The sequence below is a fragment of the Photobacterium sp. BZF1 genome (assembly GCF_014349205.1).
Taxonomy (GTDB): Bacteria; Pseudomonadota; Gammaproteobacteria; order Enterobacterales; family Vibrionaceae; genus Photobacterium.
In genome coordinates this window covers 1-17205 of the sequence record NZ_JACSOF010000147.1, presented here as the reverse complement: position 1 = coordinate 17205, position 17205 = coordinate 1, and the positions used below count along the sequence as shown (strand labels likewise).

The 17205-nt window shown below is 48.1% G+C and carries 19 protein-coding genes; 3 read left to right on the top strand and 16 right to left on the bottom strand.

Annotated elements, in window-relative coordinates:
* Nucleotides 1-286: 286 nt before the first annotated feature.
* The gene (locus BIZ37_RS24490) at nt 287-1630 is read left to right on the top strand and encodes an amidohydrolase family protein (RefSeq protein ID WP_187463737.1); all 1344 of its coding nucleotides are present in this window, start codon (nt 287-289) and stop codon (nt 1628-1630) included.
* A 126-nt stretch (nt 1631-1756) separates the two neighbouring features.
* Here BIZ37_RS24490 and BIZ37_RS30695 read toward each other — a convergent pair whose 3' ends face one another.
* From BIZ37_RS30695 to BIZ37_RS24475, 3 genes are all read right to left on the bottom strand, one after another.
* Nucleotides 1757-1942 carry a GyrI-like domain-containing protein gene (locus BIZ37_RS30695; protein ID WP_187463736.1) on the bottom strand — a complete coding sequence of 62 codons (186 nt, stop codon included), beginning with the start codon at nt 1940-1942 and terminating at the stop codon, nt 1757-1759.
* On the bottom strand, nt 1882-2403 hold the full coding sequence (locus BIZ37_RS24480) for an AraC family transcriptional regulator (protein ID WP_187463735.1): 522 nt from the start codon (nt 2401-2403) through the stop codon (nt 1882-1884). The genes BIZ37_RS30695 and BIZ37_RS24480 overlap by 61 nt, the downstream gene beginning before the upstream one ends.
* Nucleotides 2404-2552: 149 nt before the next feature.
* Nucleotides 2553-3431 carry a LysR family transcriptional regulator gene (locus BIZ37_RS24475; protein ID WP_255526888.1) on the bottom strand — a complete coding sequence of 293 codons (879 nt, stop codon included), beginning with the start codon at nt 3429-3431 and terminating at the stop codon, nt 2553-2555.
* A 136-nt stretch (nt 3432-3567) separates the two neighbouring features.
* Here BIZ37_RS24475 and BIZ37_RS24470 point away from each other — a divergent pair, with 136 nt between their 5' ends.
* A complete protein-coding gene (locus tag BIZ37_RS24470) occupies nt 3568-4539 on the top strand; it encodes an aldo/keto reductase family oxidoreductase (RefSeq protein ID WP_187463734.1) in 972 nt (323 codons plus the stop codon).
* A gap of 21 nt (nt 4540-4560) precedes the next feature.
* On the top strand, nt 4561-4953 hold the full coding sequence (locus tag BIZ37_RS24465) for a heme-binding protein (RefSeq protein WP_187463733.1): 393 nt from the start codon (nt 4561-4563) through the stop codon (nt 4951-4953).
* A gap of 89 nt (nt 4954-5042) precedes the next feature.
* On the opposite strand, the gene ureG is transcribed toward BIZ37_RS24465, so the two are convergent.
* The 13 genes from ureG to urtA all read right to left on the bottom strand — a co-directional run bounded on the left by ureG (nt 5043) and on the right by urtA (nt 16646).
* Entirely contained in the window at nt 5043-5669 is a 627-nt protein-coding gene (ureG, locus tag BIZ37_RS24460; RefSeq protein WP_187463732.1) for an urease accessory protein UreG, read from the bottom strand.
* 38 nt (nt 5670-5707) lie between these two features.
* On the bottom strand, nt 5708-6421 hold the full coding sequence (locus BIZ37_RS24455) for an urease accessory protein UreF (protein ID WP_255526887.1): 714 nt from the start codon (nt 6419-6421) through the stop codon (nt 5708-5710).
* 1 nt (nt 6422) lies between these two features.
* A complete protein-coding gene (locus BIZ37_RS24450) occupies nt 6423-6995 on the bottom strand; it encodes a HupE/UreJ family protein (protein ID WP_187463731.1) in 573 nt (190 codons plus the stop codon).
* Nucleotides 6996-7029: 34 nt separating this feature from the next.
* Entirely contained in the window at nt 7030-7479 is a 450-nt protein-coding gene (gene ureE, locus BIZ37_RS24445; protein WP_107300213.1) for an urease accessory protein UreE, read from the bottom strand.
* 63 nt (nt 7480-7542) lie between these two features.
* Nucleotides 7543-9246 (bottom strand): urease subunit alpha, encoded by a 1704-nt coding sequence (gene ureC, locus BIZ37_RS24440; protein ID WP_187463730.1) that lies wholly within the window; start codon nt 9244-9246, stop codon nt 7543-7545.
* Between the two features lie 40 nt (nt 9247-9286).
* Nucleotides 9287-9625 (bottom strand): urease subunit beta, encoded by a 339-nt coding sequence (locus BIZ37_RS24435; protein ID WP_187463729.1) that lies wholly within the window; start codon nt 9623-9625, stop codon nt 9287-9289.
* Nucleotides 9626-9667: 42 nt separating this feature from the next.
* Nucleotides 9668-9970, bottom strand: a complete 303-nt coding sequence (gene ureA / locus BIZ37_RS24430) for an urease subunit gamma (protein ID WP_107300210.1) — start codon at nt 9968-9970, stop codon at nt 9668-9670.
* A gap of 18 nt (nt 9971-9988) precedes the next feature.
* Complete coding sequence (locus tag BIZ37_RS24425) at nt 9989-10882, bottom strand: urease accessory protein UreD (RefSeq protein ID WP_187463728.1); 894 nt, start codon at nt 10880-10882, stop codon at nt 9989-9991.
* Nucleotides 10879-11574, bottom strand: coding sequence for an urea ABC transporter ATP-binding subunit UrtE (urtE, locus tag BIZ37_RS24420; protein WP_187463727.1), 696 nt, complete (start codon nt 11572-11574; stop codon nt 10879-10881). Before urtE ends, BIZ37_RS24425 begins: the two co-directional genes overlap by 4 nt.
* A 1-nt stretch (nt 11575) precedes the next feature.
* Nucleotides 11576-12427 carry an urea ABC transporter ATP-binding protein UrtD gene (urtD, locus tag BIZ37_RS24415; protein WP_107300207.1) on the bottom strand — a complete coding sequence of 284 codons (852 nt, stop codon included), beginning with the start codon at nt 12425-12427 and terminating at the stop codon, nt 11576-11578.
* A complete protein-coding gene (gene urtC / locus BIZ37_RS24410) occupies nt 12424-13602 on the bottom strand; it encodes an urea ABC transporter permease subunit UrtC (RefSeq protein WP_187463726.1) in 1179 nt (392 codons plus the stop codon). The genes urtD and urtC overlap by 4 nt, the downstream gene beginning before the upstream one ends.
* 10 nt (nt 13603-13612) lie before the next feature.
* Nucleotides 13613-15238: an urea ABC transporter permease subunit UrtB gene (gene urtB / locus BIZ37_RS24405; protein WP_187463725.1), complete on the bottom strand. Its 1626-nt coding sequence runs from the start codon at nt 15236-15238 to the stop codon at nt 13613-13615.
* Nucleotides 15239-15362: 124 nt separating this feature from the next.
* Nucleotides 15363-16646 (bottom strand): urea ABC transporter substrate-binding protein, encoded by a 1284-nt coding sequence (gene urtA / locus BIZ37_RS24400; protein ID WP_187463724.1) that lies wholly within the window; start codon nt 16644-16646, stop codon nt 15363-15365.
* Between the last annotated feature and the right edge of the window lie 559 nt (nt 16647-17205).

Here is a 17205-nt window from a genome sequence, read left to right as displayed (position 1 = left end):
TGCTAAATCTACCAACCTGATTGATATATTTTAAGTAGACAATTATTAAAGGACTATTAGCTGTGGCCTAAAAATAGCCTTGGAAAGGCTTTCCATTTCAGACTAGAACACTCAGTAGAAATTATAGGTTAACTTACTCGCTTTGAAGTGAGAAGAATAAGTGCTGCTAAGAGCCATATTAAGTGATTAACTCTTCTGCACAACCACTTTAAAAGCACTATTTTTCATAAACTTATGGCACAACTATTGCTTTATTGATGTTTTCGCCCAAATTGAGAACACAATAATGAGAAAATATAAAAAAACCACAATCGCTACGTTGCTATGTGCACCAATAATGGTAAACGGTGCACCTTTATTGATCAAAGATGCCTCTCTGATTATTTCGATGGAATCGACCGATAAAGACCTGACGGGAAGGCTCTATGAAAAAGATATTCTGATTGAGGATGGCCAAATCAAAGCCATTGGTAAAAATTTAGCCGCTGACAATGCGAAAGTTGTTAATGCCAGTGGAAAAATAGTGATGCCTGGACTTATCGATGTTCATAACCATTTGTGGCAATCGACCATCAGAGGGTGCGGTATCGACAAAAATGTGAAAGACTGGCTACCTCCTTGTGTTTTTCCTATCTCGTTTAATTACCAGCAAGCCTATGATGCTGTGACTTTGAGCACCTTAGATCTGATTAATACCGGTGTCACAACGGTTGTTGATTGGTCACATGCCTACAATGCCAAGTTTGTTGAAGGTAATGTACAAGCATTGCAGGACTCGGGGATGCGTTATGTGTATACCTACAATTTGAATCCGCTCAATAATGCCCACGCTAAAGTGACTAAGGCACAGGTAGACAAGGATACCCTCGGTACATTCCATCTAGCTTCACATCCTGCTGGCTACATGCAGGATACTGTGCAGAATGCCGTTGATATGGCAAAGAAAATGGAAACCACACTGAACTTCCATTATGCGGAAAACAAAAAAGACCGGTTAGATGAGCAGACTGCAACATTGATAAACACCAATGCAACGGATGTACGCTTGGTCCTGAACCATGTGGTTGATGTCAATGATGATGAAATAGACATGATGGCAAAAACCGGGGCTAAGGTCAGCTACAATGCCTTGAGTAATATGCGTTTGGCCTCTGGGGTCGCCCCGGTTGAGAAAATGTACAAGGCCGGTATCGATATCGGCATGGGGTTGGATGGTGGGACATCCGATAACTCAAATTACTTTGCCTTGATGAAAGCTGCCATCGGCCTGCAGCGCGCATATCATCAAGACCCTTCGGTGTTCCCGACAGTCGAAGATGTATTGTATCTATCAACAATGGGGGGCGCTAAAGTGATAGGAATGGAAGAGAAGATTGGTTCGCTGGCTGTAGGGAAACGAGCTGATTTAATCATCCTTAACCCTGCAACCACCAATATGGGCGTCAACCATGATGAACTGGCTCAGATTGCTTTCAATGCAGAGCCGGTCAATGTCGAGTATGTGGTGGTTGAAGGCAACATACTCAAAGATAAAGGCCAACTACCAATCAGCGATAAGGACTTTCATGCCCTATTGGAGCGTAACGAAAAAACGGTCCAATTGCTGAAAGAAGGAAATACCGACAGTTAAAGTTAGCAGTTACTGCTATGACAAAAAGCGGTTCAGTTATTGACTCGCTTTTTGTCTGTGTCTGTTAGACGATGGCTAGTATCGAGTTGGTTTCGATACTGACTGGCTCGAGAAAAGATAGCTCAGTTACTTGATCGGAACATAGATTTCGGTTTTTAAATTCTCAGGCTTGGTTCGTCTTGGGTCGCGGTTCAGATACACTTCAAAACATGGTTCGTCACGCAGTTCAAAGCCGCTCTCTGGGAGCCATTTCAATAGTATATAACGATAGGCTTCAGAGAGTTTCTCGTAAGCACCTCGATGTAAAGCCATGGCATTGCTGCCGCTTCACTGTATTTACCACTACCCCTGGAGTATAGGACTGCCGTAGACTTGCGGTCGATAACGTTTATTTTCATCTTGATGTCCTCAAAATTAGTGAGTTGATGCCCTTTTAAGGCAGGAACTGTCTTTTGATGACGAATGTCCGATGGCGTGCAGGAAAACTGTTTGCGCATTGCCTTATTGAAAGAAGCTTGGTTTTCATAACCACAAGCAAAAGCAATTTCAGTCATAGTCTCTGTTCCATAGGCAAGGTTTCGTGCAGCCCTCTCTAAAAGTAGGCGCTTACGCATCGCATATACCCCCTCGCCAAAACAGGCTCGGAACAAGTGATGAAAGTGGTATTTAGAGAAGTAAAATTTTGATAACAGCTCTTCTATTACCAGAGGCTGATCTAGATGAGATTCTATATACCTCACCACTCTCTCTAATCTCACATAGTTGTTTTGCATTGCTTATACATCCGTCATGTTTCGACACAGGTAATGTCCCATACTGCGGCACTAAATGATTTTCCATTATTGCTAATTTGGGGGGGCAGCTTTGGTTCAAGAATAACCCCAATCGTTTGAGCCTGATTAAGTAATAATCCATTTTGAAATTACATCGAAGGCTGAAAGTAACTCTGAAGATGACTAATAAACGCCTGCAGTTTAGCTGGGGTATAGGTCATTTGGGGATATAGTAGATAAAACGTGTTTTCTTGAGTTGATGCAATGTCTGTAAGGACTTCACTTAGTGCCCCCTTTTCAATTTCGTCTTTAACGTAATAACTAGGTACACGAATAATGCCCTGCCCCCGGAGCGCTTGTTGCTTTAACACGTGGTTATCATTGGTCGAAATCCAACCGGTCACATCCACGCCGGTCGATTTAAGTGGCCAGTTTTGCTGATGAAGCGTGGTTAAGCAGTGATGATTTCGTAAATCATCCGATGTTTCCGGAAGACCTTTTCGAGCCAGATAGTCCGGTGAGGCGGCAAGTATATGCTGATAAGAAAATAACTTCTTGGCGACCATGTTCTCAGGTGGTGTAGTAGTCGCCCTAATTGCCAGATCGATGTCATCCTGTATTAAGTCGTGTCTGGTAAAACTGGAATTTAACTCAAACTGGATTTCAGGGTGCTCTTGTTGAAAAGCGTAGCAAGCATCCACTAGGAAAACTTCAGTAAACATCTTTGGGGCAGTCAACCGCAACACGCCACTGATACGCTCATTCTCCTCCTGCACATTGCCTTGGAACGCCTGAATCTGTTTTCTTATCTCGACTCCATGATTATATGCCCTTTGGCCTTCTGCCGTTAATCGCATGTGTCTTGTGGAGCGAACTACCAGTTTGGTCTTGAGATCCTCTTCAAGCCCTTTTATCTGTTTAGACATATAACCTTTCGAAATTCCGAGCTTTTCTGTTGCTTTTGTAAAGCTACCCTGCTCGGCAAGTTCTAGAAACATCATCAACTTATCTACATTTTTGATATCCATATATTCAAAATCCGATGCTCACTACACTATAAGTTTCCTTATAGTAAACAGTCTTTTTGCTATTAGCCACTTTGTTGCACACCAAGGAAACAATAAGATGATATCAACTGCTTAACGAAACATTTTGGTGAGTATCATGTCTCAATATCCGATTAATAAACACCTTCCCAAAGCGAGCAAATTAGCTTATGGATGCATGGGGTTAGGTGGTGGCTGGAACGACAACCCAGTATCACCTGAGCATATAAGCCAAGCTCGGCGTGTTATTGATACTGCCCTTGAAGCCGGTATCAATGTATTTGACCACGCTGACATATACACCTTTAACAAAGCAGAAATAGCTTTCGGTGAAGCTTTGAAGCAAATCCCTTCTCTTCGCGAGAGCATGTACATTCAGTCTAAATGCGGTATTCGCTTTGAAGATGAATCTGCTCCGGGCAGATATGACTTTTCTGCTGACTGGGTAACGCAATCAGTCAACGGGATACTGAAACGGCTACATACAGAAAAGATAGATGTGTTGTTCCTACACCGCCCCGACCCGCTTGTTGAACTCGATGCACTGGCTTCAGCTCTCAGTTCACTGCATAGCGATGGGAAGTTCGATTTCCTTGGCGTGTCAAATATGAACCATCACCAAATAGGTTTCCTTCAATCTGCATTAGACATGCCCATTGTTGCGAATCAGATTGAAATGTCACTATCAAAACTCGATTGGCTCAATGACGGTGTGATGGTAGGAACTCCCGGATATCAAAATAACACTTATACCAGTGGCACATTGGAATACTGCAGATTGAACGGCGTCCAACTTCAAGCCTGGGGCAGCTTAGCTCAAGGTATGTTCTCAGAAGGGGGGCTGCACTCTGAACAAGAAAATGTCCGAGTTACGACTGAATACATCACAACACTTTGTGAAAAATACCAGGTTCCAAGTGAAGCGATCGTGCTGGCATTTTTACTTCGTCATCCAGCAAAAATTCAACCGGTGATCGGCACATCAAACCTTGAACGGATCAAGGCTTGTGCTAAAGCACCTAACGTGACGCTTACTCGAGAAGAATGGTACAGCTTGTTTGTAAAAGCCCGTGGTCACGTATTGCCATAATTATCTTACAGGAATCGGAAAATGCTCAAACAGAAACAAGTACAAATGCTGATAGAAGAAGCAATAACCAAGGCTGAAAATGCAAAACAGCCTATTGCGATATCTGTATGTGACACCCACGGGGAACTATTAGGGTTTGTTCGAATGGACAATGTAAGTGTACAAGCCGGCTTGCTAGCACAAAACAAAGCTTACACATCCGCTCGTGACCGCCAACCAAGTGGCAACCTTGGCGCGTGGGCCCATGAGACAGGAAAGACACTGTCGTACTGGACTGACCCCAAAATTACCGGATTCAAAGGGGGGTTACCGATCGAAATCAACGGTGAGGTAGTTGGAGGGATCGGGGTCAGCGGTATGAGCGAGGAGGACGATGAAAAGTTTGCTAAAACCTTGCTGAAATTAATTCTTTAGAAATTCGCTAGACGATTGATTTAGGCTGTACCCAACATTGGACACAAAAAAGGGCTGATAATTATCAGCCCCTCTAGTGAACTTCCGGGTTACTCCGCCTTTGGCGTTAACATACCTTCAGTAATGATGAAATCAATAATGGTATCTAGTCCTTTGCTCTCTTTAAGGTTGGTAAAGACATAAGGACGGGTTGGTCGCATCCGTTTGGTATCTTGCTCCATCACCTCTAAAGAAGCGCCAACATATGGGGCAAGGTCAATCTTATTGATCACCAACAAATCCGAGCGGGTAATGCCGGGGCCACCTTTGCGCGGGATCTTCTCACCTTCGGCGACATCAATGACATAAATGGTGAGATCAGCCAACTCCGGGCTGAACGTCGCACTCAGGTTATCACCACCGCTTTCGACAAATACCACATCCAAATTCTGGTGGCGTTTTGCCAACTCTTCAACCGCCGCCAAGTTCATAGAGGCATCTTCACGAATAGCGGTATGCGGGCACCCGCCGGTTTCAACACCAATGATCCGGTCCGGTTCAAGCGCCTCTGCACGGGTCAGGATCTTGGCATCTTCCTGGGTGTAGATATCGTTAGTTACCACTGCGATGTTCAACTTATCGCGAATTGCTTTACACAACACCTCAAGTAACGCAGTTTTACCAGACCCGACAGGGCCACCAATTCCGACTCGAAGCGGCTGCTTATATGTTTCCATAACAATCCTTATTTTCTAATACTCTCTAGCCCTTCGGCTTAAGAACGGAACAAACGGGTATATTGTGTTTCATGCAGGCTGCTGGCTAAGGACACCACAGGGGTAAAACTCCCCATCATCGTCTCATCAATCTGGGCTGAAATGACTTCCATTTCAGGGAATAAATGAGTCAGCCCTACCAATGCCCGCTGTCCATCTGTTTGGCCCAAAGGCACAAGTTTCACTCCAGCCATAACCAAGTTTTCGGCCCAGCTCCAAAGGTAACCCTGCTTCATCGCTTGCGGGCTTATTCCCCACAGGTAGCCGGCAACACACAACCCGACTAGCTGATTATGGTCAGCGTTGCTTACTAGATAATCGTCCACGGGGATATCCAGTTGCTTGAGCAGTACATTGAGCGCTTTTCCCCGCTGTGTCTCTTCGGCCCGTAACTCCTTGGTCTCACGGCTTGAACAAAGCAAGTTACTCAGTTCTTCAATCCTAGGCAGATCGCGAGCTTCAATGGCTTGATAAAATCTATCAATCAACGGCAGTTCGAGAGTTGCCACGCTATTACGCAGCTGGTTCTCCAGCCAAAGCACCATGGTTGCCCTGTCTTTGACCCAGCCCGCCTCAACAGCCCATTCCAGCCCTTGCGAATAGGTAAAGCCACCGATAGGCAATGAGGGGCTGATTAGTTGAAACAAACGGTAAGTTGCAAACTGGCTATCACCTGAGCCGACATCGTTAATCCCCATCGCCTCGGCCGCCATATCAAGCCACCAGCAAGTAAACTAGGCTGGCAGAGGCTACGCCTGCAGAGATCCAGCGGCTGGAAGCAAAAGCAGCGAGTCGGTTACCGAGCAACATTAATGCTGAGGCTGAAATCGCCATCGCAACCGCAAACATAGAGACATTGCCTGTCGCCTCGACACCATGGGCGTAACCATGACAAAAGATAAGGGCAACACAAACTGCCACCGCCATGCTTTTTACCTGCTTGCTTGCCGTAAATACCTGCCAAAGTGCAGCGCTAACCACCAATAACGAAGCAGCAATTGCTCCTTCAATACCGCCTAGTTCGCCAAAATTTAGCCCTGCCGCCACGCCACCTACCATGGCAATCAGCGCAGCAGCCAACAAGCTTAGTTGGGTAGCTGCTTTCTTAACAGTGAAGAAAACTAATGCGCCAAATGCGAGCAGCATAATCAGGTGGTCGACACCGGTGATCGGGTGGACAAGGCCGCTAAAAAATGAAGAGTGCTCATGGCCAGGGTGAGCATGTGCGAATGTAGGAAAAGTCATCCCTACAAAAGCGATTAGAGAGAAAATTTTAGATGATTTCATTGTCATATCCTTGTACAAAAAAAGAGCATTCTTTCTAGTGATGATGGTGCCCGCCAGAGCGTCCGCCATATGCACCGCCTTCTGGTTCAATTGGCGCATTTTCAACAGTTACCTGAGCACCCAGCCCAACCACCATCTCGTCCAAAACATGGTCGTGTTGGTAACGCACCCAGTCTGCTTCTACCTGAAGCGGGACATGGCGGTTACCCAAGTGGTAGGCAACGCGCATCAGCAAGTGGCGATCATCACAATAGACTGTCGATACTTGTTCGCTAGCAGCCTTGATCTCAACAACCTCGCCACATCGGCTCTTGAGTTGCTCGCCCCCACGAAGTATGTGGCCCCTTGGCAAAAATAAGCCCGCATCACGACCGTCATCCAATACCACCTTCAACCGGCTTTTTATCCGGCTGTCTATTGGCAAGCTCAAATACGCATCGGGCTGCGATGTTGCCTTTTCAGTCACTTCAACCAACTCAATCATTTACATTTCCTTTGCTTTTATTAAATCGCTGTTATTAAACAGCTTTTATTTGAACCACATGAATCAAAACAAAAAGTAGCGTTGGGCCATTGGCAGTACCTCTGCCGGCTCACACACCAAAAGCTCGCCATCAGCACGAACCTGATAGGTCTGGGAATCCACTTCAATACGGGGTTGCCAATCATTGAGTTTCATATCGGCCTTGCTGATAGTCCGGCAGTTTTTGGCAACGCCAATCTGGCTACCAAGCTGAAGCTCTTCAGCAACGCCTGCCTCTTTGGCAGCCGCCGAGACAAATAACATCGAGGTATTCATGGCAGCTTTTCCGTAACTGCCAAACATCGCACGGTAGTGGACCGGTTGCGGGGTAGGAATAGAAGCATTTGGGTCCCCCATCGGGGCCATGGCTATCATGCCGCCTTTGACAACAACACTTGGTTTCACTCCAAAAAAGGCCGGCTTCCACAACACCAAATCTGCCAGCTTACCCACTTCAATTGAGCCTATTTCATGCCCCATCCCGTGGGTGATAGCAGGGTTGATGGTGTACTTGGCAACATAGCGCTTAAGGCGGAAGTTATCGCTGAAGCTGGAATCTTCAGCCAAGCTGCCGCGCTGGACCTTCATCTTATGGGCTGTTTGCCATGTTCGGGTTATCACTTCACCTACTCGCCCCATTGCCTGAGAGTCCGAAGCGATCATCGAGAACGCGCCTAAATCGTGCAGAATATCCTCTGCGGCAATGGTTTCCCGCCGGATACGGGACTCGGCAAAAGCAACATCTTCAGCAATAGCCGGTGAAAGGTGATGGCACACCATCAACATATCTAGGTGCTCATCAACCGTATTTACCGTATAAGGGCGAGTCGGATTGGTCGATGACGGCAAGACATTTGATTCCCCGGCAGCACGAATAATATCTGGTGCATGACCGCCACCCGCTCCCTCTGTGTGGTACGTGTGGATCACCCTGTCGCCAATCGCTGCCAAGGTAGACTCAACAAAGCCTGACTCATTGAGGGTGTCGGTATGAATAGCGACCTGCACATCCATCTCATCGGCTACCGACAAACAGGTATCAATCGATGCAGGCGTGGTGCCCCAGTCTTCATGGAGCTTTAGTCCAACAGCCCCTGCGGCAACCTGTTCGCGCAATGCTTCAGGCTGACTGGCATTACCCTTGCCCAATAGGCCAAAGTTCATAGGGAAACCATCCAAGGCTTGGAGCATCTGCGCCATATTCCAAGGTCCCGGTGTACAGGTGGTCGCATTGGTGCCAGTTGCAGGCCCTGTTCCGCCACCAATCATGGTGGTGACCCCAGAGGCCAATGCCTCTTCAATTTGCTGCGGACAAATAAAGTGGATATGGGAGTCGATACCCCCTGCGGTTAAAATGGCACCCTCGCCTGCCAGCACTTCAGTCCCAGGACCAATAATGATATCTACCTCGGGCTGAATATCTGGATTCCCAGCTTTACCAATGCCAGATATCCGACCATTTTTCACCGCCACATCGGCTTTCACAATGCCCCAGTAATCAAGCACGATGGCATTAGTGATCACCAAATCGGGGGTTTCAGCACTTGGGCGCTGACTCTGGCCCATTCCATCGCGGATCACCTTGCCGCCGCCGAATTTCACCTCATCCCCATAAACAGTGAAATCTTTTTCAACCTCCAGCCACAACTCGGTATCGGCAAGACGCACCCGATCCCCCACCGTTGGGCCAAACATTTCGGCATAAGCCTGACGTGAAATGTTTGCCATAACTCTTCCTTGTATAATTCTTAGAGACAATGCCGACGGGCTAGATTTGGCCCATCACTTTTCCCTGGAAACCGTAAACTTCGCGCTTGCCCGCATACTCAACCAATTCCACCGTACGGGATTGTCCTGGTTCAAAGCGCGTTGCCGTACCTGCGGGGATGTTCAGGCGAAAGCCTTTGCAGGCTTGCCGATCAAACTTAAGGGCATCGTTAACTTCAAAGAAATGATAATGTGAACCTATCTGAATTGGCCTATCACCGAGATTCTCAACCGCAACAGTAATCGTTTCCCTGCCAGCATTTAGCTCAATGTCTCCGGTTGCCGTTTCTATTTGTCCGGGTACAAAAGCGGAGGTATTAAACGCGCTACTCCCTGCCATTTTTACTCCTTGTTAATCTGGGTATTTCTAGAAAAAGGACCGCTACACAATCGGCTCATGTACCGTCACCAGCTTGGTGCCATCGGGAAAGGTCGCCTCAACCTGTACGTCCGGGATCATCGCTGCCACCCCTTCCATTACATCTTCAACCGACAACAGGGTACGGCCATAGTCCATCAACTCAGCAACCGTTTTTCCTTCCCGCGCCCCTTCCAAGATGGCACTACTGATAAAAGCAATGGATTCGGGGTAATTGAGTTTTAGCCCTCTCTCCTTACGCTGCTTGGCCAGCATACCGGCACAAAAAATCAGTAGCTTGTCCTTCTCTCTTGGCGTCAACTCCATGTCTTTCTCCCGCTTTTACTAAGTGGCCCAGATTCGAGGAGGGCTAGGCAGAACCCCGGTCATCTCAGACCTTGCTTGCTGCCAAACCTTGGTGAAGCAAGATAAAATATCTTCGCTCCAATGCCCCAAAGCCCTGACAACAACCAGCCCCTCGAGCTGGGTAGCCGCCACTATCAACTTATCGCGACCTAATTCGTCCTGAATATCAGATAGCAAAGCCTGTACCAACTGATAGAAGTCCTGCCCCATTTCGGTTAAGTACAGGGTCCCCATCATGGGGAATTTCTGCATTCCCATATTAATCAATACCTTATCGCCACCGGACATGTTCAAACCTTCTGTCAGCACTCGGCGTTTATCAAGGTAAACCTCTGTTTTTCCGACGAGTTTTCCACTGTCGAAGCACTCATTTAGTGCAGGCCGACCAAAACAGTGCAGCTCCCAGCCCACAAACTGTGCACCGCGTTCAAGGTGAATCACGGTATTGAGTTGAGCATGGGCATCAGGAAAGAAAATATTTTCTTGTGGTAGCCATTCCAGCCTGCCTCCAGATTCAACGGTTAGGTGCTGGGCCTGCTTAGCAAAACGGCTTTCTGAGCGATAAAACTTTGTGGCACCGGGCGTTGTTACCAATACCTTGGCTTCCGCGCCAACATTGACGCGGATATCAAGGGTATCGCCACCTGCGACGCCTCCAGGCGGATGAAGCAGGTAGCTATGGCATATCTCACCTTCCGGATACAATGCCTGCTGTACCGTAAGCGGGCCCTTTTGCTCCCGGTGCTTGAGTACGGTTTTGTCGCCCCTGTCGCGGTAGCACAAGCTCAGCTCTGCCAGCCACCCATGACGGGTATGCTGGGCAATTTGGCGGGCTGTCGGTTGGGAGAAAACAGGTGAAATAAGCGCCGTCATACTGTCAGGTACTCCTTGACCAAATTGTCATTGAGATCGGCCATTTGTCCGCTGGCAACATGACGCCCCCTATCAAGAATGCAGAATTGATCGCCTACCCGGCGGGCAAACGGCAACTTCTGCTCGACCAGCAAAACGGTGAGTCCCATTTTTTCGTTCAGCATCCGGATAATATCGCCTATCTCCTGCACGATATTTGGCTGGATCCCCTCTGTCGGCTCATCCAAAATCAACAGCTTTGGATTAACCACCAGCGCCCGCCCGATCGCCAGTTGCTGTTGCTGCCCACCCGATAAATCCCCTCCTCGGCGGTGGAGCATCTCCTTAAGAACAGGGAATAAATCAAAAATGAAATCAGGGATTTTGCGGTCACCCCGGTCACGGATCGGCAGGCCGATTTCCAAGTTCTCCTGCACCGTCAGCATTGGGAAAATCTGCCTTCCCTGCGGTACATAGCCTATTCCCCTGCGAGGCCTGGACTCCGCCGGTTCAGGGAGTACCGATTGGCCATTGAACGTAATGTCACCACTTTTAGCGCTCACTAACCCCATAATGCATTGGAGTAAGGTGGTTTTACCCACGCCGTTTCTGCCCATCAAGACAGTACATTTACCCTCGGGGATCTGCATATCTACATCCCACAATGTATGGCTCTCGCCGTAGTACTGGTTGAGTGATTTGATTTCTAACATGCTATTCCCCTAGGTAAACCCGCTTCACTTCAGGATGGTTTTGTACTTGATCCATCGTACCTTCAGCCAACACATGGCCCTGGTGGAGCACTGTCACCTCACTGGCAATCGAGCGGACAAAGTCCATATCGTGCTCTACCACAACCACCGAGTGCTTGCCCGCCAACGAATTGAGCAACTCAGAGGTTTTATCCATTTCCTGGTGGGTCATCCCTGCCACGGGTTCATCAACCAGTAGTAACTTAGGGTTTTGCATTAGCAGCATCCCAATTTCCAGCCATTGTTTTTGGCCGTGGGATAAGTTGCCAGCCAGCAGCGCGGCATTGTCAGCCAAGTTGATCAGTTCCAGCACCGACTCAAGCTTGTCCTGCTGCTCGCCGGTCAATTTAGCCCTAAATGTTGCCCATACGGTCCGCACACCGGACATCGCCAGCTCAAGGTTCTGCCAAACACTCAGGCACTCAATCACCGTGGGCTTTTGAAACTTCCGCCCTACGCCGGCATTGGCGATCTGCGATTCATTCATTGTCAGCAGGTTGATGTTGGACCCCAGCCAGACCTGCCCGGAATCAGGCTTGGTCTTTCCGGTGATAATATCCATCATGGTGGTTTTACCGGCTCCGTTAGGGCCGATTATGCAGCGCAGCTCCCCCTCGCGAATGTATAAGTTGAGGTCGTTAATCGCCTTGAATCCATCAAAGCTTTTATTCACCCCTTCCACATAGAGCAAGATGTTGTGCTTGGTATCAATTAAGGGGTGTTCTTCGGGGATCAAGAACGAAAAGACCTCATCGCGTTTGGTCATTTCATGGGCAAAGGTCTGTAGTTTTTTTGCCGTTTCCAATACAGTCATGACGTCACCTCACTGCCATTGCACTCTTGCTCGGTTCCCGATGATTTTGCTGAATCTCCTGCTTTTCGTTTGAAACTAAACCGGCTAATGCCGTCGGAAACAAACCCAATCACCCCTTTCGGGAAATACATGGTGGAAAGTACAAACAAACCGCCGAGGGCAAACAGCCACACTTCCGGAAATTCGACCGTAAACCAGCTTTTGGCGTAATTGATAATCAAGGCGCCGACAATGGCCCCGAACAGCGTTGCCCGTCCGCCAAGTGCCACCCATACCACGACCTCGATAGAGTTCAGTGGCGCAAACTCACCAGGGTTGATGATCCCCACTTGCGGTACGTACAAAGCCCCGGCTATCCCAGCAATTACTGCAGACAGCACAAAGACCCACAGCTTGATACCGTCGACATCGTAGCCCATAAAGCGGGTGCGCGATTCGGTATCACGGATAGCCATAGCAACACGGCCCAAGCGGCTGCTGACAACCGTGCGACACACTATATAACTCACCGCCAATGCCAGGCCGGTACACACAAACAACGCGATTTTGGTTGTATCCTGCTGCAAGCTAAAACCGAGGATATCCTTGAAATCCGTCAAGCCGTTGTTACCGCCGAATCCCATTTCATTGCGGAAGAACGCCAACATAAGTGCGTAGGTCAGGGCCTGGGTCATGATCGACAAATACACCCCAGAAACCCTAGAGCGAAAAGCCAGATAGCCAAAAATGTATGCCAATAGGCCAGGAACCAGCACCACCATCAGGCAAGCAATCCAGAATTGATCAAAGCCGTACCAAAACCACGGTAACTCTGACCAATTGAGGAACACCATAAAGTCCGGCAAAACAGGATCACCATAGACACCACGGTCACCGATTTGGCGCATCAGGTACATCCCCATGGCGTAGCCACCCAAGGCAAAAAAGGCGCCATGCCCAAGGCTGAGGATGCCAAGATATCCCCACACCAGATCTACCGCGAGGGCGAGCATGGCGTAGCTGAGGTATTTACCCATCAGTGAAATCGTAAAGGTTTCGATATGAAGCGGGTGGCCAGACGGCAATAGCAGGTTGGCCATCGGCACCAGAATAACGGCAGCGAGCAGCAGCGTAAGGACGACTTTACCGCCCCGATCCCGCCCCAAAGCCGAGAGAATAATAGATTTAGACTGCATCAAGCGCTCCTTAGCTCTCTGCCGCACGGCCACGTTGCGGGAATAGCCCGCGAGGACGCTTTTGAATAAACAGGATGATAAATACCAGCATCAAAATTTTCGCCAGCACTGCCCCGGCCCAAGGTTCCAATAGCTTATTGAAAAGCCCCAGCCCCAAGCCGGCGACCAAGGTGCCCCAGAGGTTGCCTACCCCGCCAAACACCACCACCATAAAGGAGTCGATAATGTAGGCTTGGCCCATATTTGGCCCCACATTAGTAAGCTGCGACAATGCCACCCCAGCAACACCCGCGACGCCCGAACCCAGACCGAACGTCAGGGCATCGACGCGCTCGGAGCGGATCCCCATTGCCCTAGCCATCGCCCTGTTTTGCGAGACCGCCCGGACTTGCAAGCCAAGAGGGGTTTTCTTCAACACCATCACCATGACGATAAACACCAAGGCGCAGAAAAGAATGATGTAGAGGCGGTTATAGGTCAGAGATAGCATGGGGTTTAGCTCCCAAGCTCCAGCCATCCAGTCCGGCGTACTCACAGAGCGGTTGAGGGGAGAGAAGATTGATCGTACCGCTTGCTGAAGGATCAAACTGATCCCGAATGTCGCCAATAAGGTTTCCAGCGGTCGGCCATAAAGGTGCCTGATCACACTGCGTTCAATCGCAATACCCACCAGCCCAGAGATAATGAAAGCCATTGGAATAGACAGGATTAACGCCACACCAATCTGTTGAGGGAACAGTTGCTGCATCACATAGGTGGTGTAGGCACCAATCATGATCAGCTCACCGTGGGCCATATTTATAACCCCCATCACCCCAAAAGTGATGGCAAGGCCAATACCGGCAAGTACCAGCACCGACCCTAAGCTAAGGCCGAAGAAAACCGTTTCCACTCCGGAGTAAAAACGCTGGCTCTGGTGGTATTTATCCAGCCCTTTTTCGACTGCAGCCGAAAGCTCTGGATCAAGCGATTGAGGCTGCAACTTGTTAAGGGTTTGCAGCACAATAGCTTGCTTGTATTCAGACAGTGTCTCTACCGCCGCTATCCGTGACTTGGTTGACTCGCTGCTATCCATGGCCTCGCTGACTGTCAGCGCGAGTTGCAGCCTATCTTGAACTTGGGGATCTTGCTCAACACTTAGCTGAGCTGTGATCCTTTCAATGATCTCATCATCGGTTTGTCCAAGCAGACCGTTTGCAGCTTGCAGGCGGACTGTAGGATCAGCCGAGTTCAATCCAAGTGATGCCAACTGCATCCTAATCATGCTGCGCAACTTGTTATTGACCCGCACTTTGCCAAAGTCCCGCGAGCGCGAAACGGTCAGTTGCTCGGCATCCCAAATACCATCGGCCTGTTTGCCGTTTCTTCCGGCAATAATATAAAGCTTCTGATAAGCTTCACTTTTCTTGTCTTTGTAATAAAACAAATCCCCTTCCAACCACGCACGCAGAATAGGCTTCGCCTTTTCTGTTGGCTGATTGGCCACTAGCCACTCAATGGCTATTTCCTTGTCTTTATTATTTTTCCCAAGCAGCACCCGATCAAAATCATCCGTTGAACTGACCGAAGCAAATGCCATGGGAGTGCATAACAAGAAGACCATGAGTGCTTTAACGAGCTTCATTAAAGGTGTCATTTCTTGTGTCCTTACTGGCAATTAACGACTTCCAATGTGGGCAAAAACCCACAGAACATAGCGCTTCAGCCATAAACTGAAGCGCTATCAATAAAGGGCAAATGCCCTTAATCTTTACGAGAGGTTAATTCGAGCCTGAACACTTTTTGGTTTCGGTGTTGAAAGCTCCACAAGAGAATGGCTTAGACCAGCTAGAAAATAGCTTGGCAGACTCAGGGAGATACTTGGACCATGCATCACCGGCGACTAAGCCTGTTGTCTCCCACACCACATCAAATTGGCCATCGTCTTGGATCTCACCAATCAGTACCGGTTTGGTGATATGGTGGTTTGGCAGCATAGTCGAATAACCACCAGATAGGTTCGGAACAGCAATACCGATTAGAGCATCTTGTACCGCTTCCGAATCAGTCGTACCGGCGTTCTTGACTGCCTGTACCCACATGTTGAAGCCGATATAGTGTGCTTCCATCGGGTCATTGGTCACACGATCTTCACTTTTGATAAACGACTGCCAACCATCAATGAAGTCTTCATTCTGCTCGGTATCAACACTCATGAAGTAGTTCCAGGCCGCAAGGTGGCCAACCAATGGCGAAGTATCCATACCGGATAGTTCTTCTTCGCCCACGGAGAACGCGACAACAGGGATGTCTTCAGAGGAGACGCCTTGGGCACCTAACTCTTTGTAAAAAGGTACATTCGCGTCACCGTTGATAGTTGAAACTACCGCTGTTTTCTTACCTGCAGAGCCAAACTTCTTGATATCGGAGACAATCGACTGCCAGTCAGAGTGGCCAAACGGGGTGTAGCTGATCATGATGTCTTCTTCATCGACACCTTTGGCTTTTAGATATGACTCAAGAATTTTATTGGTTGTACGCGGGTAAACATAATCGGTACCAGCCAAAACCCAACGCTCTACATCCAACTCGTCCATCAGGTATTCAACGGCAGGGATAGCCTGCTGGTTAGGAGCGGCACCGGTATAGAAGACATTTTTGGATGATTCCTCACCCTCATATTGCACTGGGTAGAACAAGATACTATTGAGTTCTTCAAACACCGGCAGCATTGATTTACGGGAGACCGACGTCCAACCACCAAACACTACATCGACTTTTTCCTTTTCGATAAGTTCTCGGGCTTTTTCAGCAAAAAGAGGCCAGTTCGAAGCAGGATCCACAACCACCGCTTCCAGCTTCTTGCCTAACAGGCCCCCTTTTTTATTCTGCTCATCAACCAGCATCAAGACGGTATCTTTCAGCGTGGTCTCACTGATCGCCATTGTGCCCGACAGCGAGTGAAGAACCCCAACCTTGATCGTCTCTTCGGCAGATACTGCCGCTGAGAGTAGAGATAAACTCAGACCAAGTGTTGCTAGATTCAGTTTGGACATCGTGGACATACTTAACATCTCCGTTTGTAATAAACATTCAGTTAATGTCCAATCAAAAACGATGCCAAAATATACAAAGCCACCTAAAAGCAACCAAATCACTGATTATATTGACTTAATCTTCCATGATTAAAGCTAAAACACTGTTTTTAAATTATTCCACCTGTGCATATTGGTGCAATAAAACAACATTTGCCCTAAAACAGTGACTCGTCATGACGTACTGTTTCAAATCGGGGCAAATAAGGAAATTTATCGGCCTTTTCGAAGCATTTAAGCACAAAAAGCCATCATCGACAGTTTAGCTAATGCTTTTGTATGGGTTTGCAGGCAAATATTAATTTGAACCGCTACTAAATATGAACAGCAATTAAAAAAGCCCCAACTGCGACATTACCGTCACGATGGGGCTTTGCTCTTGAGCTTATAGTTTGGCTGACTTGTTATTCGATTCTGTTAACTTGTTTCTTTTTAACCTTCTTCTTTTTTAGCCAAAGTCACCAGAAATATAACGGCGGGTTCGGTCTTCCTTCGGTGCATTGAATATTTGATCGGTTTTGCCAAACTC